Annotated in this window: 18 protein-coding genes and 1 pseudogene; 12 read left to right on the top strand and 7 right to left on the bottom strand. The window is 62.1% G+C overall.

Annotated elements, in window-relative coordinates:
- Positions 1 to 460 precede the first annotated feature (460 nt).
- Positions 461 to 1,360, top strand: a complete 900-nt coding sequence (locus J3P81_RS15525; RefSeq protein ID WP_434559625.1) for a glycine betaine ABC transporter substrate-binding protein — start codon at positions 461 to 463, stop codon at positions 1,358 to 1,360.
- Between the two features lie 182 nt (positions 1,361 to 1,542).
- Positions 1,543 to 2,379, top strand: a complete 837-nt coding sequence (locus J3P81_RS15520; RefSeq protein WP_434559623.1) for a DMT family transporter — start codon at positions 1,543 to 1,545, stop codon at positions 2,377 to 2,379.
- Positions 2,380 to 2,497: 118 nt separating this feature from the next.
- On the opposite strand, the gene J3P81_RS15515 is transcribed toward J3P81_RS15520, so the two are convergent.
- Together J3P81_RS15515 and J3P81_RS15510 are read right to left on the bottom strand one after the other, a co-directional pair.
- Positions 2,498 to 3,202: a methyl-accepting chemotaxis protein gene (locus tag J3P81_RS15515; protein WP_434564126.1), complete on the bottom strand. Its 705-nt coding sequence runs from the start codon at positions 3,200 to 3,202 to the stop codon at positions 2,498 to 2,500.
- Positions 3,203 to 3,406: 204 nt separating this feature from the next.
- A pseudogene (locus J3P81_RS15510) lies at positions 3,407 to 4,261 on the bottom strand (cache domain-containing protein); the annotation flags it as partial.
- 447 nt (positions 4,262 to 4,708) lie between these two features.
- On the opposite strand from J3P81_RS15510, the gene J3P81_RS15505 reads away from it, so the two are divergent.
- The gene (locus tag J3P81_RS15505; RefSeq protein WP_420765854.1) at positions 4,709 to 5,752 is read left to right on the top strand and encodes a GlxA family transcriptional regulator; all 1,044 of its coding nucleotides are present in this window, start codon (positions 4,709 to 4,711) and stop codon (positions 5,750 to 5,752) included.
- 6 nt (positions 5,753 to 5,758) lie between these two features.
- Here the strand turns inward: J3P81_RS15505 and J3P81_RS15500 are convergent, their stop codons facing one another.
- From J3P81_RS15500 to J3P81_RS15490, 3 genes are all read right to left on the bottom strand, one after another.
- Positions 5,759 to 5,965 (bottom strand): hypothetical protein, encoded by a 207-nt coding sequence (locus tag J3P81_RS15500; RefSeq protein ID WP_420765855.1) that lies wholly within the window; start codon positions 5,963 to 5,965, stop codon positions 5,759 to 5,761.
- Positions 5,966 to 6,142: 177 nt separating this feature from the next.
- Complete coding sequence (locus J3P81_RS15495) at positions 6,143 to 6,544, bottom strand: hypothetical protein (RefSeq protein ID WP_434559621.1); 402 nt, start codon at positions 6,542 to 6,544, stop codon at positions 6,143 to 6,145.
- 138 nt (positions 6,545 to 6,682) lie between these two features.
- The gene (locus J3P81_RS15490; protein ID WP_434559619.1) at positions 6,683 to 7,888 is read right to left on the bottom strand and encodes a YbfB/YjiJ family MFS transporter; all 1,206 of its coding nucleotides are present in this window, start codon (positions 7,886 to 7,888) and stop codon (positions 6,683 to 6,685) included.
- Between the two features lie 111 nt (positions 7,889 to 7,999).
- Here J3P81_RS15490 and J3P81_RS15485 point away from each other — a divergent pair, with 111 nt between their 5' ends.
- Positions 8,000 to 8,875 (top strand): LysR family transcriptional regulator, encoded by an 876-nt coding sequence (locus tag J3P81_RS15485; RefSeq protein ID WP_434559617.1) that lies wholly within the window; start codon positions 8,000 to 8,002, stop codon positions 8,873 to 8,875.
- 65 nt (positions 8,876 to 8,940) lie between these two features.
- Here the strand turns inward: J3P81_RS15485 and J3P81_RS15480 are convergent, their stop codons facing one another.
- Positions 8,941 to 9,663 carry a pirin family protein gene (locus tag J3P81_RS15480; protein ID WP_434559615.1) on the bottom strand — a complete coding sequence of 241 codons (723 nt, stop codon included), beginning with the start codon at positions 9,661 to 9,663 and terminating at the stop codon, positions 8,941 to 8,943.
- A gap of 237 nt (positions 9,664 to 9,900) precedes the next feature.
- Here J3P81_RS15480 and J3P81_RS15475 point away from each other — a divergent pair, with 237 nt between their 5' ends.
- Together J3P81_RS15475 and J3P81_RS15470 are read left to right on the top strand one after the other, a co-directional pair.
- Positions 9,901 to 10,851, top strand: coding sequence for a GlxA family transcriptional regulator (locus J3P81_RS15475; protein WP_434559613.1), 951 nt, complete (start codon positions 9,901 to 9,903; stop codon positions 10,849 to 10,851).
- A gap of 183 nt (positions 10,852 to 11,034) precedes the next feature.
- Positions 11,035 to 12,519, top strand: a complete 1,485-nt coding sequence (locus J3P81_RS15470; protein ID WP_434559611.1) for an ATP-binding protein — start codon at positions 11,035 to 11,037, stop codon at positions 12,517 to 12,519.
- On the opposite strand, the gene J3P81_RS15465 is transcribed toward J3P81_RS15470, so the two are convergent.
- Positions 12,466 to 15,276 (bottom strand): ATP-binding protein, encoded by a 2,811-nt coding sequence (locus J3P81_RS15465; protein WP_434559609.1) that lies wholly within the window; start codon positions 15,274 to 15,276, stop codon positions 12,466 to 12,468. The two genes, J3P81_RS15470 and J3P81_RS15465, sit on opposite strands and share 54 nt — an antisense overlap.
- A gap of 245 nt (positions 15,277 to 15,521) precedes the next feature.
- Here J3P81_RS15465 and J3P81_RS15460 point away from each other — a divergent pair, with 245 nt between their 5' ends.
- From J3P81_RS15460 to ycaC, 6 genes are all read left to right on the top strand, one after another.
- A complete protein-coding gene (locus J3P81_RS15460; protein WP_434559607.1) occupies positions 15,522 to 16,343 on the top strand; it encodes an alpha/beta fold hydrolase in 822 nt (273 codons plus the stop codon).
- A gap of 129 nt (positions 16,344 to 16,472) precedes the next feature.
- Entirely contained in the window at positions 16,473 to 17,420 is a 948-nt protein-coding gene (locus tag J3P81_RS15455; protein ID WP_434559605.1) for a LysR family transcriptional regulator, read from the top strand.
- Positions 17,417 to 17,830 (top strand): DoxX family protein, encoded by a 414-nt coding sequence (locus J3P81_RS15450; RefSeq protein ID WP_434559603.1) that lies wholly within the window; start codon positions 17,417 to 17,419, stop codon positions 17,828 to 17,830. Before J3P81_RS15455 ends, J3P81_RS15450 begins: the two co-directional genes overlap by 4 nt.
- The gene (locus tag J3P81_RS15445; protein WP_434559601.1) at positions 17,823 to 18,461 is read left to right on the top strand and encodes an antibiotic biosynthesis monooxygenase; all 639 of its coding nucleotides are present in this window, start codon (positions 17,823 to 17,825) and stop codon (positions 18,459 to 18,461) included. The genes J3P81_RS15450 and J3P81_RS15445 overlap by 8 nt, the downstream gene beginning before the upstream one ends.
- Positions 18,462 to 18,579: 118 nt before the next feature.
- Complete coding sequence (locus tag J3P81_RS15440) at positions 18,580 to 20,418, top strand: amidohydrolase (protein ID WP_434564125.1); 1,839 nt, start codon at positions 18,580 to 18,582, stop codon at positions 20,416 to 20,418.
- 148 nt (positions 20,419 to 20,566) lie between these two features.
- The gene (gene ycaC, locus J3P81_RS15435; protein WP_014337664.1) at positions 20,567 to 21,196 is read left to right on the top strand and encodes an isochorismate family cysteine hydrolase YcaC; all 630 of its coding nucleotides are present in this window, start codon (positions 20,567 to 20,569) and stop codon (positions 21,194 to 21,196) included.
- Positions 21,197 to 21,309: the final 113 nt, after the last annotated feature.

Raw genomic sequence — 21,309 nt, 5'->3', positions numbered from 1 at the left:
CATCAGGCTGGGTTTTGACATAACGGTATGTTGAATGTTCATGTGTGTCAACGAGTGAGACACAGGTGTACATTATTCTTGCGTGGCAGGAAAACCAGGATTACCATCCAGTCGAAACAGGGGGATTCGGCACGTGTGGTCGCTCGCCTGCATCAGCGTGGTGGCGCGATGGGTGCCTCCCGCGCAGCGGTGGATTCAGGGTTTGCCCCCAACGGTCTGGAGGCTGGGCGGATTACCTGCTGAGGGCGGATTTTTTCGAGGCTTTGCCGGCACGCGAGAAAGCGCTGTGAATGAGCCGGTCATTGCGGTTGGAAACGCCAAAGGGCGGAGGAGGGCCGAAAACACAAGTCCCTGTATTTTGATAACTAGAACTCACCGGATGGCCGCGTGCGGTCGTGATGGAAAATGAATGCTTCTGCTGCCCTGCCAATAACTATTAATACAGTCTGCGGAGATGCACATGATGACGTTATCCAGTAAAAATTTTATCGGCTGGTTTGCAGGCCTTGCATTTGCCTGCGGCAGTCTGATCGCTCAGGCCGATGAACCCGCGCCCATCCGCATCGGCTGGGTGAACTGGTCGGATACGGAGATCGCGGTGAAACTGGCGAACACCGCGTTGCAGGATCACCTCAAGCAACCGGTCAAGTTGGTGCTGGCCGATATCGGCATCCAGTTCCAGGCCGTGGCCAACGGCAATATCGACCTGATCCCGATGGTCTGGCTGCCCAGCACCCACAAATCGTTCTATGACAAGTACAAGGACAGGCTCGAAGACCTCGGCGTGCTGTACGAAGGCCGGATCGGCATGGCGGTGCCCACCTCCATTCCAACCAGCGAGATCGCCAGCGTCGAAGACCTCAACAAGCCTGAAGTGCGGGAAAAACTCGGCGGCAAGATCCTCACTTCGGAAGTGGGCAATGGTCAGTACAAGCTGACGGAAAAAGCCATCGAGCAATACAAACTCGACGGCTACAAGATGGTCGCTTCTTCAGAGTCCGGGATGCTGAGTGAATTGGATCGCAACCTCAAGCGTGACAAATGGTCACTGGTCAACGCCTGGAGCCCGCACTGGATGTTCGCCAAATGGCCGCTGCGCTACCTGGATGATCCGAAGCAGATTTTCGGTGGCGCTGAGCAGATCCACGCCGTCGCACGCAAAGGTTTCAGCGCGGAGCATCCTGATGTGGCCCGATTCTTCGCCAACTTCAAGATCCCGAAAGCGGACCTTGAGAAGTTGATGGCGGACGCCCGTGACAGCTCGGCGGACAAAGTGGTGGCAGAATATTACGCCGCCAACAAACCGCGTTTCGAAGCGATGTTTGGCAGCCAGACGGCGTCCGCGACACCCGCCCAGTGATGGCCGTTGCTGTCCGATAGCTGTTGCAGTCCGGTGCCCTTGGTCGAGAGCCAAGGGCGCTGCTGGGTGAGTCCTTGTTCTATTCAGAGGCTGAGCGATGACGGTCACGACATGGGATATCAAACCGGATGAGGAACCGCCCGTCAGGTTGAAGTCGGCCTCGACCGAGGCAGGTGCGCGCGGTGCATGATCATGACGCCCCGCGTCCGCGCTTAGGTATCGTCCTTTGCCTTCTGTCCATGCTGATCTTTGCAGCTCAGGATGGGGTCACCAAAGTGCTGGTCAAGGAGCTCCCGATCGCACAATTGGTGATGGTGCGTTATTGGGTGTTCCTGGCTTTTGCTGTCGGTTATAGCGCCTATCAGGGCAGCCTATGGACCGCGTGCCGAAGCCGCCATCCCTACCAGCAGATCATTCGTGCGCTCATTGGCGTGGGTGAGAGCGCCTTGTTCGGATTGGGGCTGCGCTATTTGGGACTCGCTGAAATGCATGCCCTGTACGCGGTATTCCCCTTGATGACACTGGCGTTGGCGGGGGCGTTTCTAGGGGAGTTCATTGGCGTGCGTCGATGGGTTGCCGCCGCCATTGGCTTCACGGGGACGCTGGTTATCCTTCGTCCCGGCTCCAGTGTTTTCGAACTGGCGGCGCTGATTCCGCTGTTGTCTGCCCTGGGTTTCGCCATCTTCAGCGTGCTGACCCGTCGAATCAGCCGGGGAGACTCGTTCGCCACGAACATGCTTCACATGGGTTTTTTCGGCGCGATAGCGATTACCTTGTTGGGTCTTCCAAGTTGGGTAGCACCGAACCCGGCGCAATGGGGCCTGATAGGCGCTGAAGGTTGCAACGGCAGCCACACTTCAACCGTTCAATTATTCTCTTCTGGTGTTCGCTACGCTGATTGGGCTATTGGTATTCGGCGAGCTGCCCGACACATGGACAGTCGTAGGGGCCTGTCTGGTAATTGCCGGCGGGATGTATGCGATCAAGGCAAAAGGGTAGTGATTCCATCAAACCCATAATCCTGTGGGAGCGAGCCTGCTCGCGAAGAGGTCGGCACGTTCAGCTCCTTCGCTGATTGTGACGACGCTTTCGCGAGCAGGCTTCCCACATTTGATCTTCAGTGGACTTAAGCCCAGTTTAGAACTTGAAGCGTCCCACCAAGCCCTTGAGCTGTCCGGAGATATCCGTCAAACGCCCTGAACCGGTTTGTGCGGTGTGAGCAAACTCTTCAACCAGCTGCGCATCGGAGTGGATCTGCGCGATGTGCCGGTTGATGTCTTCGGCCACTTGGTGCTGTTGTTCCGCGGCGGTGGCGATCTGCGTGTTCTGGTCGCGGATCGAGTCCACCGAGGTGCGGATCTTGTCGAAACTGTCGCGGGCCTGCTGGATGCGCTCGACGCTGGTTTGCGACACGTGCAGGCTGTTCTGCATCTGTTGCGTCACTTCCTGGGTGCGCCGGGCGAGGTTGCCGAGCAAGCTGTCGATCTCGCCGGTGGAGTCAGCGGTGCGCCGCGCCAGGGCGCGTACTTCGTCGGCCACCACGGCAAAGCCGCGGCCTTGGTCGCCGGCACGTGCGGCTTCAATCGCCGCGTTGAGGGCCAGCAGGTTGGTCTGTTCGGCGATCGAGCGAATGGTGTCCAGGATCGTGTTGATGTTCTTGCTGTCCTGTTCCAGCGCCTGCATGGTCTGGGTCGACTGCTGCAATTCTTCACTGAGCCTCAACACGCTGCCCGTGGCTTCGCCGATGTGGTGCTGGCCGTCGTGTACATCCCGATAACCGGTATCCGCGCTGACGGCGGCCTGGCTGCACGAGCGGGCCACTTCGTTGGCGGTGGCGACCATTTCATTGAACGCGGTGCTCACCAGCTCCACGGCCTGGCGCTGGCGCCCGGCGGCTTCGTTCATGTTCTGTGCGACGTCGCGGGTGTCCGCGGCTGCGGTTTGCAGGTCGGAGGAGGCGCTGCCGATGCGTTGAACCAGTTGCGCAATCATGCCCAGGAACTGGTTGAACCAGCTTGCCAGGGTGGCGGTTTCATCCTTGCCCTGTACAGCGAGTTGGCGGGTGAGGTCGCCTTCACCTTCAGCGATTTCCTGCAGGCCGTTGGCAACGCCGCGGATCGGCCGGACGATAACGCTGGCGAAGCTGGCGCCGACGATTGCGAAGACCACGGCCAGCGCGGCGGCGATGATAGCGATCAACCAGGTCAGGCTCGCGGCTTCGGCCATTACCTCGTCACGCTTGATCAGGCCGATGAACCGCCAGCCCAGGCTTTTAGAGGTGACGATGTTGGCCATGTACGGCACGCCGTCGATCTCGATCTGGGTAGCGCCATCGCTGCTCTTAGCCAATGCTGCGTAGTTGGGACCGAGGTCGGCCAAGGGTTTGAAGTTGTGCTTGGCGTCGGCGGGGTCCACCAGGACGTTGCCGCTACCTTCCACCAGCATCAGGTAGCCACTGTCGCCCAGCTTGATGTTCTTCACCAGTTCGGTCAGTTGCTTGAGCGACACGTCCAGGCCCACCACGCCAACCAGCTTGCCGCTGGCATCGGCGACGGTGTGCACGATGCCGATCAGCGACACGTCGTCGGGGGCCCAGTAATAGGCATCGGTCTTCACGGTAGTGCCCGGCGCGGCAACGGCAGCCTTGTACCAGGGGCGCTGGCGCGGGTCGTAGTTGGAGATTTTCGGATCATCCGGCCAACTGGCGTAGCCACCGTCCGCCAGGCCCAGGGATAGGTAGGCGGTGGTCGGGTGGCTCTTGGCGAACCGATCGAAGATATCCAGCAGTTGTTTGTTGTTCTCGGTAAGAGGAATTTGCGCAGCATCAGCGCCGGAGTAGTTCTTCAGGTCCTTGGCCGCGACGATCCGCGGGTCTTTGGCGAAGAATTCAACGTTCTGCATGATGCCGTCGAAGAACTGCTTCATGCCGTTGTCGATCTGGCGGATTTCGCGGCTGCTGCTGTCCAGGAAGTTGGCTTGTGCCGCATCGCGCAGGTTCATCACCACGAGCACCGCCACCAGGATAACCGGGAGGCAGGCAATGGTTGCGAACGCCCAGGTCAGCTTCTGTTTGATATTCATGACTTCTCCCGCGGGTATTTATCGGTATTGGAACGGCGGAAACATTAGCGGTGAGCATTGCGAACTCTGAAACGGAAAGCGCCCATGCCTACATCCACGCTATCGACCAAGGTCGTATTCCCTTGAGAGCACCATTTGTCGGACGTCGTTAATGCCGATGGTTATGTCGCGGGAACGCAAGCCGCTCCTGCGGTTAATCCGCAAGATGGCATGCTCCGGGCTTTGCGCCGGCTCCCCACCAGATCGCCTTCCTGCATCCGAGGCCCCATGCCAAGCGCATTCGAAAGCGTACTCAAGAACAAGAACATGGCTTATCGGCCCCAAGGGACTGCGTCGGTCAGCCAGGCGCCGGTGCGCGTCGCGTTTGTGCTGATGGACAACTTCTCGATGATGTCCTTCACCGGAGCGGTGGACGCACTGGTCACCGCCAACCTGATGAACGACACGCCACTGTATGAAGTGCTGACCGTAGGCGCTTCGGGCGGGCAGGTGACGAGCGACCTGGGAATCGTCATCTCAACCGATCTTGAGCTGGCGCAGTTGCCGGACAACCTGGACGTGCTGATTGTCGCCGGCGGCTTTCGCGTGAAGCTTGCGGGTACGCCATTACTGCGGCGCAAGCTGCGCGCCAATGCGGCTTGCGGGGCGTTGTTGGGCGGGTTGTGGAATGGCGTGTTTTTCGTGGCCGAGGCGAACCTGCTCGACGGTTTCGAATGCGCGGTCCACCCGGAAAGTCGCGCAACGATGGCTGAGATGTTCCCTGGCGTGAAAGTGTCCAGTCGCGCTTATGTCGTGGATCGTGAGCGGGTCAGTTGCGCGGGCGCCAACAGTTCGCTGCGCATGATGCTCCAACTGATCCGCCGCACGGGCGGGGAGACGCTGGTGGGAGCCATCGAAGAGATCCTTCGCTGCGATGAGTCAGGGGATGACGCCTCGGATCTGCCGCCAATCTTCGTCGAGACGGACCCGACGCTGCCGGAAAGCCTCAAGCTGGCGCTGGAACTGATGTGGCAGAACGTCGAGGAGCCGTTGACGATCGATGAGCTGGCGGCGTGCGTCAAGGTTTCCAAACGCCAGCTTGAACGGCGGTTCTGCCGGTTTCTCGGCGCGACCCCGACGCGTTATTACCTGGAGCTGCGCCTGACCCGTGCACGCCAGCTGATCCAACAGACCAACCGCTCCGTCACCGAGATCGCCGTCGCGACGGGTTTCGTCAGCTCACCGCATTTCCAGCGACGCTTCCGGGATTTTTTCGGCGTACCGCCTGGCAGCTATCGCTCGACGTTTGGACGCAAGCAGATTTCGCCGTGAGCCTTGTCAGGCGGTACGCATTTTCTGAACGAAGTACAAGGCGATACAACCCGTGGCGCACAGCCAGATGATCGAGCCGCAGGCGGCCGTTATCAGGGAGAAGTCAGAGTCGAGCTCGACCATCCCCGGCACGGCGTAGGCGAACCAAAGCAAGGAGATGAGGACATAGGCCAGGGACGACATCAGGAGTTCGAAGATCTTTCTTGCGTGCATTGCAATTCCCCGCCCGTCGTGAAAGACGGGTGTTCAAGCTATCGGTCAGGTTGGCTTTTTTTCTGTCTGGGCAGAAATAAAAGAGTCTTAAGGCGGCGGATGGCGAGCGGTTGCGAGCCTCGTCGATCAACTGCGCAGACATTCCATGTCAGAAAGCTTCCAGGAAACGGCTTTGGTTCAGCCCTGGTCGTCCAGCAGATTTTCGATTGGCACTTCTTCCATTTGCGAGGCGGTCAGGGTAGTGCCTTTGCAGAGCACCTTGCTCACTTCGTCAGCGATCGAGCCCTCGACGATGCGGCCCTGCATCTGGTCGAAATCAGCCTTTTCCAATCCGTCGACGCTGTTATACATGCCCATGTGACGGACATTGCGACTGGCGCAATCAAGTTCAAGCTTTGTGTAATTGGTGAAGTAGGCACCGGTTCTTTTTACCGTGGCCTGTACAGCCGAACCACTTTCAACGAACGAGACGATGGCGTATTCGGCATTCGAATCATCGTAGCTGTACTGAATTTTATGTACGTCCGCTGCGGCTGGGTAAGCGGTCAGGACGGCGACCAGTGAAACAATCCTTTTCATTTCTTTCTTCCGTGATTGGCCTGCAACAAAGAATGATGGCCAAGTGAGATCATTCTGCTTGGCTTGTCGGCCCGAGTCAACATTGCAAGATGATGACAAAGTTGACCGTTGGTCGGGCGGCGACGATCGTGCGGAACTTTAATCTTTTGATACATAACTCGCAATGGAAGGAACATAGTCCACCAGCAACGCGACGACAATTGCGCCTGCGGAAATCAAAAACAGCAGCCCATGATGCCCGCCGCTGGCGTTGAACAGCGCCGAATACGCAAAACCCGCCACCGCCTGAAATGTGGCGAATGAAACGGTCGCCCGGCTCCAGGCGACTTGCTGGCCATGATGGTTCGGTACCAGTTCATGCACCCGGGCCAGGGCCAGCGGCACGATACCCGGTGGGAACGAACCGATGACCACAGCCAGCAGCGCCAACGCCAGGAATGAATGGGCGGTCGCCAGCAAGACAAGGGCAGTCGCCTGCACGGCCAGCACCCATCGGATGCTTTTGCGCGCGCCCAGGTGGTCCGCCAGGAAGCCATAGGTCACCGGGCCGATAATCGCCCCCAAGCCGTACATCACCCATACCAGCGCACCGACATGGGCGCCGGCCTCAAGGCCGCGGGCGACATAGTCCACCAAAAACACCATCGCCGGGACCAACCCCGCCGCCATGAATGCGTACTGTGCAAACAATTGATGGACGGCGCGGGGCATGGGTGCTTTTTGCGTGTCATGTTTCACACTCACGGCTGCCTGGGGCAGATCCTGCGGCCAGCCGAACCAGCTCAGCCCGGTCAGGACCAGTGACAGCACGCCGAGCCCGAGCCAGGTGGCTTCGAGGCCGAGGCTCAACAGCGGCGGCACAAGGGTTCCGGAGCCGGCGATGCCCAGCCCGATGCCCAGGAAAATCGCGCCACTGGCCAGCCCCCTGCGGGCGGCAGGTACATGGGGCAGCACGGTGGCCGCCACCAGCACCATGATCGCGCCGCCGGCGATGCCCGACAGCAATCGCCAAGCGAAATACCAAGCCACGGACACAGGAAAGGCACAGGCAAAAAACGCCGCCGTCACGGCCAGCATCATCAGCCGCAAGGCGTTTTTATGGGACAGTCGACGGGCCATCGGCCGGCCGAGCAGGGCGCCGATCAGGTATCCGACAAGGTTGGCGGCCCCGAGGTAGACCACGTCGCCGGGGCTGAACCAATGCGCTTGGATCAGCGGCGGAATCAAGGGGGTATAGGCGAAGCGCGCCAGGCCAATGCTGACGAGGCTGGCACAGAGGCCAGCGAAAATCGGTAGCCAGATGCCCGTGGAAGGTGACGCGAGCGCCGCGGATGATGTACGCATGGTAGCGATCCCATAGAAGGTTTATGGGGCCCAGCATATCGGCTATCGTTGTTGCGTTTATGCAGCGATTATTCGGCGCAGCGATGCAATTTTGCATCGATAGGAGGACGGATGAATTGGGACGATGCGCGGGTATTCCTGGCGGTGTGTCGGGAGTCGACCCTGCGAGGGGCGGCGCGTGTGCTGGGGGTGGACCAGGCGACTGTGGGCCGGCGTATCGCCGCGTTGGAGAAATCCCTGAGCGCCGCGCTGTTTCTGCGCACACCCGACGGTTATGCCCTGACGTCAATGGGCGAGGCCGCGCTCAGGTCCGTGGAAAAAATGGAGCAGTCGGCCCTGGAACTGGAGCGTCGGATACAAGGACTGGACGATCGGCTGATGGGCAATGTGCGCGTCGCCACCACCGATTCATTGGCGATCGACTTCCTGATCCCGGCCATTGCCCGCCTGCATCAACGTCACCCGGACGTGCGCGTGCAGTTGGACGCCTCCACGCAGATCATCAGCCTGGTAAAGCGCGAAGCGGACGTTGCCGTGCGCAACACCCGGCCAGAAAACCCTGACCTGATCGCGCGGCGGATCGCGCGCTGGCCGGTGGGGTTGTTCGCGGCGCGCGAGTATGTCGATGTCCATGGGGAGCCGACGCCGGGCAGCGCGTTCGAGGGCCATGACCTGGTTGTCTACCAGCCGTATTTGCAGGCGCAAAAAGATTTTACCCTGGTCGCCGAGCCGGTCAGTCGCGGGCGGATCGTTGCCAGCCTGAGTTCGAGCCTGTTGGTGCGTCGCTCGATTGCGGCGGGTATCGGAGTGGGGGAAATCCCGGTGTACATGGGCGAACGCGACGGGTTGGTGCGCCTATGGCCTGAGCGCACGCGACCGCTGCCGTACGAGGTCTGGCTGGTGACTCACGCGGACTTGCGCCACACGGCGCGGGTGCGGGCGGTGATCGATGAGATTGTCGCGGCGTTTTCCCAGGAAAACGAATAACGCTGGATAAGAGAACCTGTGGGAGCGAGCAAGCTCGCTCCCACAGGTAGTCCCGCACACTGGCCTCACGGCATTTGCGGCAGTTCCTGCGGCCGCAGGTCAAATACCAGCACTTCGGCATCCTGGCCATTGCCCAGCGTCAGTACCTGTTCCTGGCGCACCCGCACGCCATCGCCTTCGTGCAACGGCACGCCATTGAGCTCTACGCTGCCCCGGGCCACGTGGACATAGGCATAGCGATCGGCAGCCAACGTCAGCGTGGCGCTTTCCTGGCCATCGAACAGCCCGGCATAAACCCGCGCGTCCTGGCGAACGTGGAGCGATCCCTGGGCCCCGTCCGGCGAAATGATCAATTGCAAGCGGCCACGTTTCTGCTCGGTACTGAAATGTTCCTGCTGATAACGCGGCGTGGCGCCCACCACGTTGGGCACGATCCAGATCTGCAGGAAATGCACCGGCTCGTCGGCGCTGTGATTGAATTCACTGTGCGCTACGCCACTGCCAGCACTCATCAATTGCACATCACCGGGGCGAATGACCGAACCGGTGCCCAAGGTGTCCTTGTGCTCCAGTGCCCCTTCGAGCACGTAGGAGAAAATCTCCATGTCGCGGTGTGGGTGCTGGCCGAAACCTTTGGCGGCGGCGACCCGGTCGTCGTTGATCACCAGCAGGTCGGAAAAACCCTGTTGATTGAGGTCGCGGTAGCTGGCGAACGAAAAGGTGTGGAACGACGTCAGCCAGCCGTGACGGGCAATACCGCGATCAGAAGCTTTGCGAAGGGTCAGCATGGAAATTCTCCTGGTTCAGTGGGCGGTGGCCGTGGCCGTTCGCCGGGTTCAGAAGAAGGTTAATGGTTATCGGATTGTTCAATAAGCAGGTAAATAGGGAAATACTGTCCGTTGTGAGTGGACAATCTCGCAGCGGGCGCTTCGCTTGGTCATAATGCCAACCGATGATCCTTGTGCAAGCGAACAAGCTCGCTCCCACAGGGTCCGGCATGTTCTTCTCGATCTTGGCGTCTTCCCATGAAAACCGTAGCAATGGTGCTGTTCCCCGATTTCCTGCTGCTCGACATGGCCGGGCCGCTTGAAGTGTTTTCCATCGCCAACCGTTTTCTTGCACCCGACCAGCACTATCAGTTGCTGACCCTGGGCACCGAGCGAGGCCCGTTGCGGGCGTCCAACGGTGTGACTGTCCATGCCGATATCCATATCGACCAGGCCTGGGCCGCCTACGACGTACTGCTCGTGCCGGGTGGTCCCGGTGCCTATAACGACCGGCACCCGGGCTTGCACACATGGTTGCGGGCGGCGGCGCCAAGGGCCACCTGCTATGGCTCGATTTGTACCGGCGCGTTTGTGCTCGGCGAAGCGGGGTTGCTCGATGGACACCGGGTTACCACCCACTGGCACTACACCGAGCGCTTGATCCAGCGTTTTCCCAAGGTATTGATCGAGACCGACAAAATCTTCTTGCGCGACCGACGGCTGATCACCTCCGGCGGTGTCACGGCCGGCATCGACATGGCCTTGGCCATCGTCGCCCAGGACCACGGCCGCAAAGTCGCGCTGGACGTCGCCAAAGTGCTGCTGGTGCTGATGAAGCGCCAGGGCGGGCAAGCGCAGTTCAGCCCGCTGGTGGCGACCGTGGCGGCCCAGGAGTCGGCGGTCACGCGGGTGCAGAACCACGTGATGGAGCATCTGGAGGAGCCCTTCACCGTGGAACGCATGGCGGCGGTCGCGGCCATGAGCACCCGGCATTTTGCCCGGCTATTTGTCCGCGAAGTGAAGATGACGCCCATGGAATTCCTTCAAGGGGCGCGCATCGATCGGGCGCGTCAGTTGCTCGAATCCACCGACTTGCCGCTCAAGACCGTGGCGTTTCGCAGTGGCTTTGGCAGCGTGCGGCACATGCGTCAGCTGTTCAGCGAAAAGCTTGGCCTGACGCCGATCCAGTACCGCCAGCAGTTCAGTTGAGCCTCGGGTGTCCGTCCAGGGCACCGTGATGTCCGTGATGGGGCCTGTGCCAGCATTGTTATCGGGCGCAGGGCTGCCAAGATTACCGCGAACCCTCTGGAAAGGATGCGCGAGAGCCAGGGCAGACGCGTGCGGCGCTTCGCAACGACATGCCTGGACCGGTCATCTGGCGCTGGATCGCTCATGAACAGTTTCGTCAAACCCTGCACCGGGCCAACGGTGTGCTTTGGCCCGTTCGTCTTTCACCGACAGCAGCGGCTGGTCTCTCGCGAAGGTCAACCTCTGGCATTGGGCGGTCGCGCCCTCGACATCCTGCAGATACTGGTCGCGCACGCCGGCGCTTTCGTCAGCAAGCAAGCGCTGATCGACCAGGTCTGGCCCGACAGCGTGGTCGAAGACATCAATCTGCGGGTGCACATCGCCGCGCTGCGACGGGCCTTCGGCGAGACGCGCGAAGGCAATCGCTACATCCTCAATCATCCTCGCCAGGGCTACTGCTTTGCGGTGCCCCTGACCCTGGAATCCGTGGGCGAGTCATCGAGCGCGGAGCCCTCCGAACGGCACAATCTGCCCGCCCGGCTGAGCCCGGTGATCGGTCGCGACAGAATCCTGGGCCGGCTGTTGGTGGAAGTTCCTCGCCAATCCTTGACCACCGTCACCGGCCCGGGTGGTATCGGCAAGACCACCGTGGCGTTGCGGGTGGCGGAACTGTTGCTGGAGCACTTTGCCGATGGCGCCTGGTTTATCGACCTGGCCGGCATCGGCGACCCGGCGCAGGTTGCGCTGCGGATTAAGCATGCCCTGGGCCTGGCGGACGGTTGCCTGGCCCAGCAGCTGCAAGCCCGTCGGATACTGCTAGTGCTCGACGGTTGTGAACAACTGATCGATACCTGCCGGGAATTGGCCTTGACGTTGCGCGCAGGGGCGCCTGGCGTATCACTGTTGGTGAGCAGTCGGGAAATCCTCAACCTGGCCGACGAAAATGTCGTGCAACTGTCCGGTCTGGGGATGGCGTCGGCCGATGAGTCCGATTATGTACTGGGGTGCCCGGCGGTGCAGTTGCTGGTCGAGCGGGTCGGCGCCCGCCAGCAGGGTTTCCAGCCGGGAGAACGCGACCTGGCGGCCCTTGCGCAGATCTGTCGGCGCCTCGACGGGTTGCCGCTTGCCCTGGAACTGGCAGCGGCCCAAGTCGATGTGCTGGGCGTGGCCGGGGTCCTGGAGCAGTTGGACCATGGTCTGTCGCTGCTGAGCCACGGACGTCGAACCGCCGTGCCTCGCCACCGTAGCCTGGAAGCTGCCCTGGATTGGAGCTTCGAGCGCTTGAGCCACGATGAGCGAACGGTGTTCCAACGCCTGGCGGTGTTCGAAGAACGGTTCAGCCTCAAGACCGCCCTGGCGGTGATCAGCTGCCCTGAAGTGGAAGCGGGACGATTGCCCTGGTTGTTGTCGCGGTTGGTCATCCAATCATTGGTGATGGTTGAGCAACGCGCCGAAGGGACGCGTTTCCATCTGCTGCGCACCACCCGCGCCTATGCTTTGGAGAAACTGCGTCACAGTGGGCAGTGGCCGCTTTGGCATCGGCGTTACGCACTGCAACAGGCGTGGCAAACCCGGTCAAGACCCGAGGCGCCCATCCAGCGTACGCAGCAGCGCGTCGGCTTGCTTTAGGTCGGGCGTGTCGAAGCCCTCATTGAAACGCCGATAGACGGGGCGCAGCAGATCCGCGGCGGCCTCATCCTGGCCACGCCGTTGCCACAGCCGCGCCAGGGAAAAGGCGCTGCGCAATTCCCACGCCAGCGCGCCTTGCTGCCGGGCGACGGCCAGGGCGGCGAGCAGTTGCTCTTCGGCTTGTTTTTCGGCCGATGGGTCATCCTGCGCCAACAGGGCTTCGGCGCTGGCTCGCAGGATCTCGGCGCAGCACCAGCCTGCGGCGCCGCTATGGGCGCGTTCGATCTGCCCCGGTCCCACGGCATCCGCCCGCAGCGTCACGACGATGTCCTGCATCAAGCCGCTCGTGGTCGGGCAGGCCTCCAGGGACGCTCCATCGAACGCGTGCTCGTACTGGCAGGCCCACTCATGGAACAACATCACCGAATGCTTCCGGGCCTGGTGTTTCAACATACCGAGCCGTTCCCGTGCGATTGAATGTTCGCCGGTGTAATGGGCGATCAAGCAACCGCTGATCACCAGCGTGTAACAAATCGAAAGACCGTGATTGATCTGCAGGGCAATCTGCAGCGCGAGATTGGCGGTGCGCCGGGCTTTATCGGCGAACCCTTGCAGCCAGAGGATGCGCGCCAGGATTGTCAGCGCCGCCACGCTCTGTTCGTACTGCACGCCAAAACCGTGGGTGAAGCGGCCCAGGTGGCCGTTCTGGGCCAGGCGCTGGATGACCTGTTCGGCATCGCGCCGCGCCGCGCCCTGGTCGCCAATGAAATGCAACGCCAGCACCCGCAGGCGCTGGGTGCTCAAGGACAGCACCGGGTCGCCCGGGGGGCCCAGCCGGTCGAAGTCCTGGCATTGTTCCAGCGCCTGTTGGTAGCGGCCGCAACTGAGGTTGACGGCCATGTGGCCGGACACGGCCCGCAGCTCACCGGCCAGGTCGTGGCACTGCCGGGCCAGGCGCCGGGCCGTGACGAACGCCTCGACCGTGGCCGGCGTGCCGCCCTCGGTGTGGTAGTTGAGACTGGCGTGGGCCAGTTCCAGCGCAAGGGTCAACCTGGGGCATGGCGAGGCGGTGCCGTGCAGCAGGGCCCGGGCTTTGCTCACGTAAAGGCCATGTTCCTTGAGCAGCGAGAGCTCCTGCCAGAGGGGCAGGCTACGGGCCGTCAAGCGGATCGCCACGGCGTGGGAGCCGTGGGCAGCCAGCCCCCGGTCCAACGCCGCGCGGATGTCGTCTCGGTAGGACGCGTAGCGCGCGATCCAAAGCTGCGTCGGGGTGGTTTCCCAATCTTTTTCAGCCTGTTCCATCAACGTCAGGCAACGTTCAGCGTGTCGCGCCTGGCTCGCGGCCAGTTCGCCTGTCTCCAGCAGTTTTTCCAACGCGTAGCTGCGCGTGGTGTCCAGCAGGCGGTAGCGCACCTCGTCGTCACCGATCTCCACGTTGAGCAGCGACTTGGCGACCAACTGGCTGACCGATACCAGCACCTTGTCGGGCGCGACATGTTGGCCGACGATGACGGCCGCCGCCGAGGCGAGGTTGAAACTGCCCATGAACACCGCCAGGCGCCGCAGGCAGGTCTGCTCGCAGGCAGTGAGCAGCGCGAAGCTCCAGTCCAGCGTGGCGCGCAGGGTCTGTTGTCGCGGTGCGCTGGCACGCTTGTCATGGTCGAGCAGTGCGACGCTGTCTCGCAGTTGCCGGCACAACTGCTCCAGCCCAAAGTGCCCGACCTGGGCAGCGGCCAGTTCGATGGCCAGGGGAATGCCGTCCAGGCGTTGGCAGATGTCGACGATCAGCGGCACCTCATGGTCGGTCAGCTCGAAGTCGTCCTGGCTGGCCATCGCCCGTTCAGCAAACAGTTGCAGCGCTGGATATTCCAGGGCCGGATAACCTTCGATGACCATCCCCCGGGGTGGGATCGCCAGTGAATCGAGGCGCTGCACATGTTCGCCTTCGGCGCGCAGGCCTTCGCGGCTGGTGGCCAGGATATGCAAGTGCGGTGCGGCGCGCAGCAGCGTCTCGCAGAGCAGGGCCACGGCGTCGACCAGATGTTCGCAAGTATCGATCACCAGCAGCAGATGCCGTTCCTTCAAGGGCCGGACGACGGCTTCCAAGGGCTCGCCGTCTTGTGGCGACAGCTCCAACAGGGCGCAGAGGTTGGGCGCGATCATGGAAGGGTCATTGAGCGAGCCGAGGTCCAGCAGATACGTGCCGTCGCGGTAATGGCCGATCAGCCGCTCGGCGACCCGCAACGCGACGGTGGTCTTGCCGATGCCGCCGCTGCCGACCAGGGTGATGAAGCGTTTTCGCGGCAGCTGGGCGACCAGGCTTTCCACCAGCCCCTGGCGCCCGATCACCCGGGTTCGGCGCGGCGGCAGGTTGCGCGCCAGGGCAGGGTGGGGGATACGTGCCAGTGGCTCGGGCGACTCGAAAGTCACTGGCGCGACGAAGCTGTAGCCGCGCTGCGCCACGGTGACGATGTAGCGCTGGCCTGCCTGTCCATCGCCCAACGCCTTGCGCAGCGCCGCCACGTGAACCCGAAGGTTGGTGTCTTCCACCACGCTCTTGGGCCAGACACGGGCGATCAGTTGCTGCTTGCTCACCACTTGGCCTGCGTGTTCGAGCAGCACCAACAGAATCTCCACCGCGCGCCGACCCAGGCGCAACGGCTGCCCTCCTTCCAGCACCAGGCGCTGGCGGGGATGAACCCGGTAAGGGCCGAAATGCAGCGTCTTTTCGACGGGCAGGCTGAGGTACTGGCTCATGGCGCGCTCATTGTTCTGTTCCCTGGAGATGGCTGTACCTGAGCATATTCGTCAGGTTTTGTGACAAGCGCAACGGTGGACAGCCTTATCCAGAGCCATCGACAGATACAAATCCCCCCTACAAAAGCAATCTTCATTGGGGCTTTTAACACCACCGTCCCGAAAAAATTAACAACGTTTAACTCACGCATATACACCCCCTGACCGGACCATGGAGCAATCGACCCACCTCAAGGAGTCATGTCATGAGCACATTCATCACCCGCGACGGCACAGAGATCTACTACAAGGATTGGGGTACTGGTCAACCGGTGGTCTTCAGTCACGGCTGGCCGTTGAACTCCGACAGTTGGGAGGCGCAGATGATGTTCCTGGCGTCCAATGGCTACCGGGTGATTGCCCACGACCGTCGCGGTCATGGGCGTTCCAGCCAGCCGTGGGACGGCAATGACATGGACACTTACGCCGACGACCTGGCGGAACTGATCGAACGCCTGGACCTGAAGAACGCCGTGTTGCTCGGCTTCTCCACCGGCGGTGGCGAAGTGGCCCGCTACATCGGCCGTCACGGCGCCGCCCGCGTCGCCAAGCTCGGCCTGATCTCGGCTGTCACGCCGCTGATGCTCAGGACCGCGGCCAACCCCGGTGGCTTGCCTGTCGAAGTCTTCGACGGTTTCCGCCAGGCCTCCCTGGCCGACCGTTCTCAGCTATACAAGGATGTAGCCAGCGCGTTTTTCGGCGCCAACCGTCCGGGCGCCAAGGTCTCCCAAGGCATGATCGACTGGTTCTGGATGCAAGGCATGCTCGCCGGCCACAAGAACACCTACGACTGCATCAAGGCGTTCTCGGAGACCGATCTTTCCGACGACCTGCGCAACATCGACGTGCCGACCCTGGTGGTCCATGGCGATGACGACCAAGTCGTGCCGATCGAAACCGCCGGCATCGCGGCCGCCAAATTGCTCAAGAACTCGCAGCTGCTGGTTTACCCAGGCGCGCCCCATGGCCTGACCGATACCCATAAGGACCGCTTGAACGCGGACCTGTTGGCGTTCATCCAGGGCTGACGCAAGCAAGCTAAGACCTGTGGGAGCGAGCCTGCTCGCGAAGGCGGTGGCTCAGCTTGCATCGATATTTGCCGTGCCGGCCTCTTCGCGAGCAGGCTCGCTCCCACAGTTAAAACAGGAACAACACCCATGAACCGCAATGATCTACGCCGTCTCGACATGAACCTGCTAGTGATCTTCGAGGCGCTGATGTTCGAGAAGAACCTGACCCGCGTTGCCGAAAAACTGTTCATGGGCCAGCCGGCGGTGAGCGCGGCGCTTGGGCGGCTGCGGGATCTGTTCGATGACCCGCTGCTGATCCGTCATGGCCGGGGCATGGAACCGACGCCTCGGGCCCTGGCGATCCTGCAGGAATTGCAGCCGGCCATGGACACGATTTCCGGTGCGGTCAGCCGGGCCAAGGCGTTCGACCCGTCCACCAGTTGCGATGTGTTTCGCATCGGTCTGTCCGACGATGCCGAATTCGGCCTGTTTCCGCCCTTGCTGAGCCAACTGCGCGAGGAAGCGCCGGGCATCATCGTGGTGGTGCGCCGGGCCAATTTCCTGCTGATGTCGTCGCTGCTGGCCAGCGGTGAGATCAGCGTCGGCGTCAGCTACACCACCGATCTCCCTGCTAACGCCAAGCGCAAGAAACTGCGGGACATTCCTTGCAAGGTCTTGCGTGGCGACAAGCGCCCGGGTCCGTTGACCCTGGACGAATATTGCTCGCGGCCCCATGCGATGGTTTCGTTCTCCGGCGACCTGAGCGGCAACATCGACCTGGACCTGGCCCGCATCGGCCGGGCGCGCAAGGTCGTGCTGGCGGTGCCGCAATTCAGCGGGCTGCGCGCCTTGCTGGCCGGCACCGAGCTGATCGCCACCGTGCCGGACTATGCCGCCTGCGCACTGGTGGAAGGGTGCGCGTTACGCGCCGAAGATCCGCCGTTCGAAATCAATGCCGCCGAGTTGTCGATGGTCTGGAGCGGCGTGCATGACAACGACCCCGCCGAGCGCTGGCTGCGCTCGCGCATTGCGGCCCACATGTCCCAACCGCTGCCGGCCGCCGCTTCGACGGACCCGGCCGGAGCCCACCGATGAATACCACTGACGAAAGCCGCTTGCAGGACGTTGGCCTGCTGTTGCTGCGCCTGAGCGGCGCGCTGTTCCTGTTATGGGTGCATGGCTTGCCGAAATTGCTGAATTACAGCGCCGAGCTGACCCGCATCGAAGACCCGTTCCACCTCGGCGCGGCGACCACGCTGGTCTTGGCGATTTTTGCCGAGGTGCTGTGTCCCTTGCTGATCATGGCCGGCGTGCTGGTGCGGTTGGCGTGCCTGCCCATCCTGTTCCTGCTGGCCGTGGCGCTGCTGGTCGTGCATCCGCAGTGGAGCCTGGAAGAAGGCCAGTTCGGCTGGTTGCTGTTGATCATATTTACCAGCGTGTTCATTGCCGGCCCTGGACGTTTGGCGATGAACGCGCGCTTTGCTGGAGTGCTGCGTCATGCCTGAGGCCCAAACCCTCGGATCCACCGCGAGCCCGGCGGTACCCGGTTTCGATGAAATCGTCACCCTGGTGGTTAAGCATCGGATCAAAGCCGGGCAGAACGATGCCTATGAGGCCTGGTTGCGGCGCATCGTCACCGTGGCCGGCCAGTGGCCGGGCCATTTGGGCGTCGACGTTGTGCGGGGCAAGCAGGGCGGACTGTCATTGTTTACCTGCGTGCTGCGTTTTCGCTCCACCGAGGCCATGCAACGCTGGCTGGATTCCTCCGAGCGTCGTGAATTGGTGGCCGAGGCAGCGCCACTCTTGGCCGACGGCGACAAGATCGAGGTCGGTTCCCATAAGGAATTCTGGTTCGCCCCGCTGGCCGATGCCGCCACGCCGCCACCGCGCTGGAAGCAATCGGTGGTGACGCTGCTGGTCATCCTGCCGCACACCTTGCTGGTGCCGTTGCTCTGGGGCCCGCTGCTGCAGCTCAACGCATTTCTGTCCAACTACGTGGTCGCCACGTTCCTTATCACCGTGACCATCGTGCTCTCGGTGGTGTACGTGTGCATGCCGTTGGCGACCCGGTTGTTCGCGCCCTGGTTGGAATCCTCCAAAACCCACGAACACCTGGAGCCCGGCCATGGCCAATAACGACGACCCAACCGATCCTCTGCGCCGCCAGTTGCTTGCCGCCGGATCCTTGCTCAGCGCCGCCGCCGCTTTCTGGCCGCGCCTGTCCCTTGCTTCTTCCCATTCACAAGGAAACCCGATGAACGCCGATCTGATTCTGTTCAATGGCCAATTCCACACCGTCGACCGTGAGAAGCCTCGCGCCAGCGCGGTTGCCATCAGCCAGGGCCGCTTCGTCGCCGTGGGCACCGACGCCGAGGCCATGGCCCTGCGTGGCAGCGGCACCCAGGTCATCGACCTCAAGGGCCGCACCGTCATCCCCGGCCTCAACGATTCGCACCTGCACCTGATCCGTGGTGGCTTGAACTACAACCTGGAGCTGCGCTGGGAAGGTGTGCCCTCGTTGGCCGATGCCTTGCGCATGCTCAAGGACCAGGCTGATCGCACGCCGACCCCGCAATGGGTCCGAGTGGTGGGCGGCTGGAACGAATTCCAGTTCGCCGAAAAACGCATGCCGACCCTGGAAGAACTCAACCAGGCCGCTCCCGATACGCCCGTGTTCGTGTTGCACCTCTACGATCGTGCCTTGCTCAACCGCGCCGCGCTGCGCGTGGCCGGCTACACCCGTGACACGCCGAACCCACCGGGTGGCGAAATCGTGCGTGACAGCAGGGGGGAACCCACCGGCATGCTGGTGGCGCGCCCCAACGCGATGATCCTTTACTCGACGCTGGCGAAAGGGCCGAAACTGCCGCTGGAGTACCAAGTCAACTCCACGCGCCAGTTCATGCGCGAGCTCAATCGCCTGGGCCTGACCAGCGCCATCGACGCCGGCGGCGGCTACCAGAACTACCCGGACGACTACGAAGTCATCGAGCAGTTGGCCCGCGAGCAACAGTTGACGGTGCGCATCGCCTACAACCTGTTCACCCAGAAGCCCAAGGAAGAACTCACCGACTTCAAGAACTGGACCGGCAGCGTCAAGCTGCACCAGGGCGATGACTTTTTGCGGCACAACGGCGCCGGCGAAATGCTGGTGTTCTCTGCGGCAGACTTCGAAGACTTCCTCGAACCGCGCCCGGACCTGCCGCCGGGCATGGAACAGGACCTGGAGCCAGTGGTGCGTCACCTGGTGGAACAGCGCTGGCCATTCCGCCTGCACGCGACCTACGACGAATCCATCAGCCGCATGCTCGACGTGTTCGAGAAGGTCAACCGCGACATTCCGTTCAATGGCCTGCCGTGGTTCTTCGACCACGCCGAGACCATCACGCCGAAGAACATCGAACGCGTGCGGGCGCTGGGCGGCGGTATCGCAATCCAGGACCGCATGGCTTTCCAGGGTGAATATTTTGTCGATCGCTACGGCGCCAAAGCCGCCGAAGCCACACCGCCGATCAAGCGGATGCTCGCCGAAGGCGTGCCGGTGGGCGCTGGCACCGACGCCACTCGCGTCTCCAGCTACAACCCGTGGACCTCGTTGTACTGGATGGTCAGCGGCCGCACCGTCGGCGGCCTGTCATTGCATGAAGAAGGGCTGCCGCGCCTGACCGCGCTGGAGCTGTTTACCCACGGCAGTGCCTGGTTCTCGTCGGAGCAGGGCAAGAAAGGCCAGATCAAGGTCGGCCAACTGGCGGACCTGGCGGCCCTGAGCGCGGATTTCTTCAGCGTCGAGGAAGAAGCCATCAAGTGGATCGAATCGGTGCTGACGGTGGTGGACGGCAAGGTGGTCTACGGGGCTGGCGATTTCGAGAAACTTGGCCCAGCGAGCGTCCCGGTGTTGCCGGACTGGTCGCCGGTGGTCAAGGTCCCGGGCCACTGGCGCCCGACATCGCCCTTGCAGGCGCAAGTCCACCAGTGCAGCGGTCCTTGCACGGTGCATTCCCATAGCCACGAGCGGGCGCGCCTGTCGAACGTCCCGGTCAGCGACTTCCAGGGTTTCTGGGGCGCGTTTGGCTGTTCCTGTTTTGCCTTTTGACTAACACACCGATTCTCCCCTTGTGGGAGCGAGCCTGCTCGCGAAGGCGTCGGCACATCCGACATCGCCGCCAGCTGACACACCGTCATCGCGAGCAGGCTCGCTCCCACATTGGTTTTCAATACATCCATCCCAAAGGAGTCACCCCATGAGCAACGTTCCCGCCTACAACCGTCTGAACAAAGACGACGCGGTCGTCCTGCTGGTCGATCACCAGACCGGTCTGATTTCCCTGGTCCAGGACTTCTCGCCCAACGAGTTCAAGAACAACGTGTTGGCCTTGGCCGACCTGGCGAAGTTCTTTGAACTGCCGACCATCCTGACCACCAGCTTCGAACAAGGCCCCAACGGTCCGATCGTGCCGGAGCTCAAGGAAATGTTCCCGGACGCGCCGTACATCCCCCGTCCAGGCCAGATCAACGCCTGGGACAACGAAGACTTCGTCAAGGCGATCAAGGCCACCGGCCGCAAGCAACTGATCATCGCCGGCGTGGTGACCGATGTCTGCGTGGCGTTCCCGACCCTGTCGGCGCTGGCTGAAGGCTTCGACGTGTTCGTCGTTACCGACGCTTCGGGTACCTTCAACGAAACCGTGCAACAAGCTGCCTGGGTACGCATGACTGCTGCTGGCGCGCAGATGATGAACTGGTTCTCGGTGGCCTGTGAGCTGCACCGCGACTGGCGCAACGACATCGAAGGCCTGGGCAACCTGCTGTCCCAGCGCATTCCGAACTACCGCAACCTGATGAACAGCTACTCGGCACTGACGGCCAAGTAAGCGGCCCTTGCTCGACGACGCCCGCTCTGTGCGGGCGTTTTTGTGCCCGGCATCAGAGCCTTGCAGCTGACCCACCGCCATCGCGAGCAAGCTCGCTCCCACAGGTTTTGTGA

This window comes from Pseudomonas sp. R1-6 (genome assembly GCF_051132115.1).
In the GTDB taxonomy this organism is placed as follows: Bacteria; Pseudomonadota; Gammaproteobacteria; order Pseudomonadales; family Pseudomonadaceae; genus Aquipseudomonas.
The sequence above is the reverse complement of the archived record's forward strand: the minus strand, read 5'-3'. Positions and strand labels throughout refer to the sequence as shown.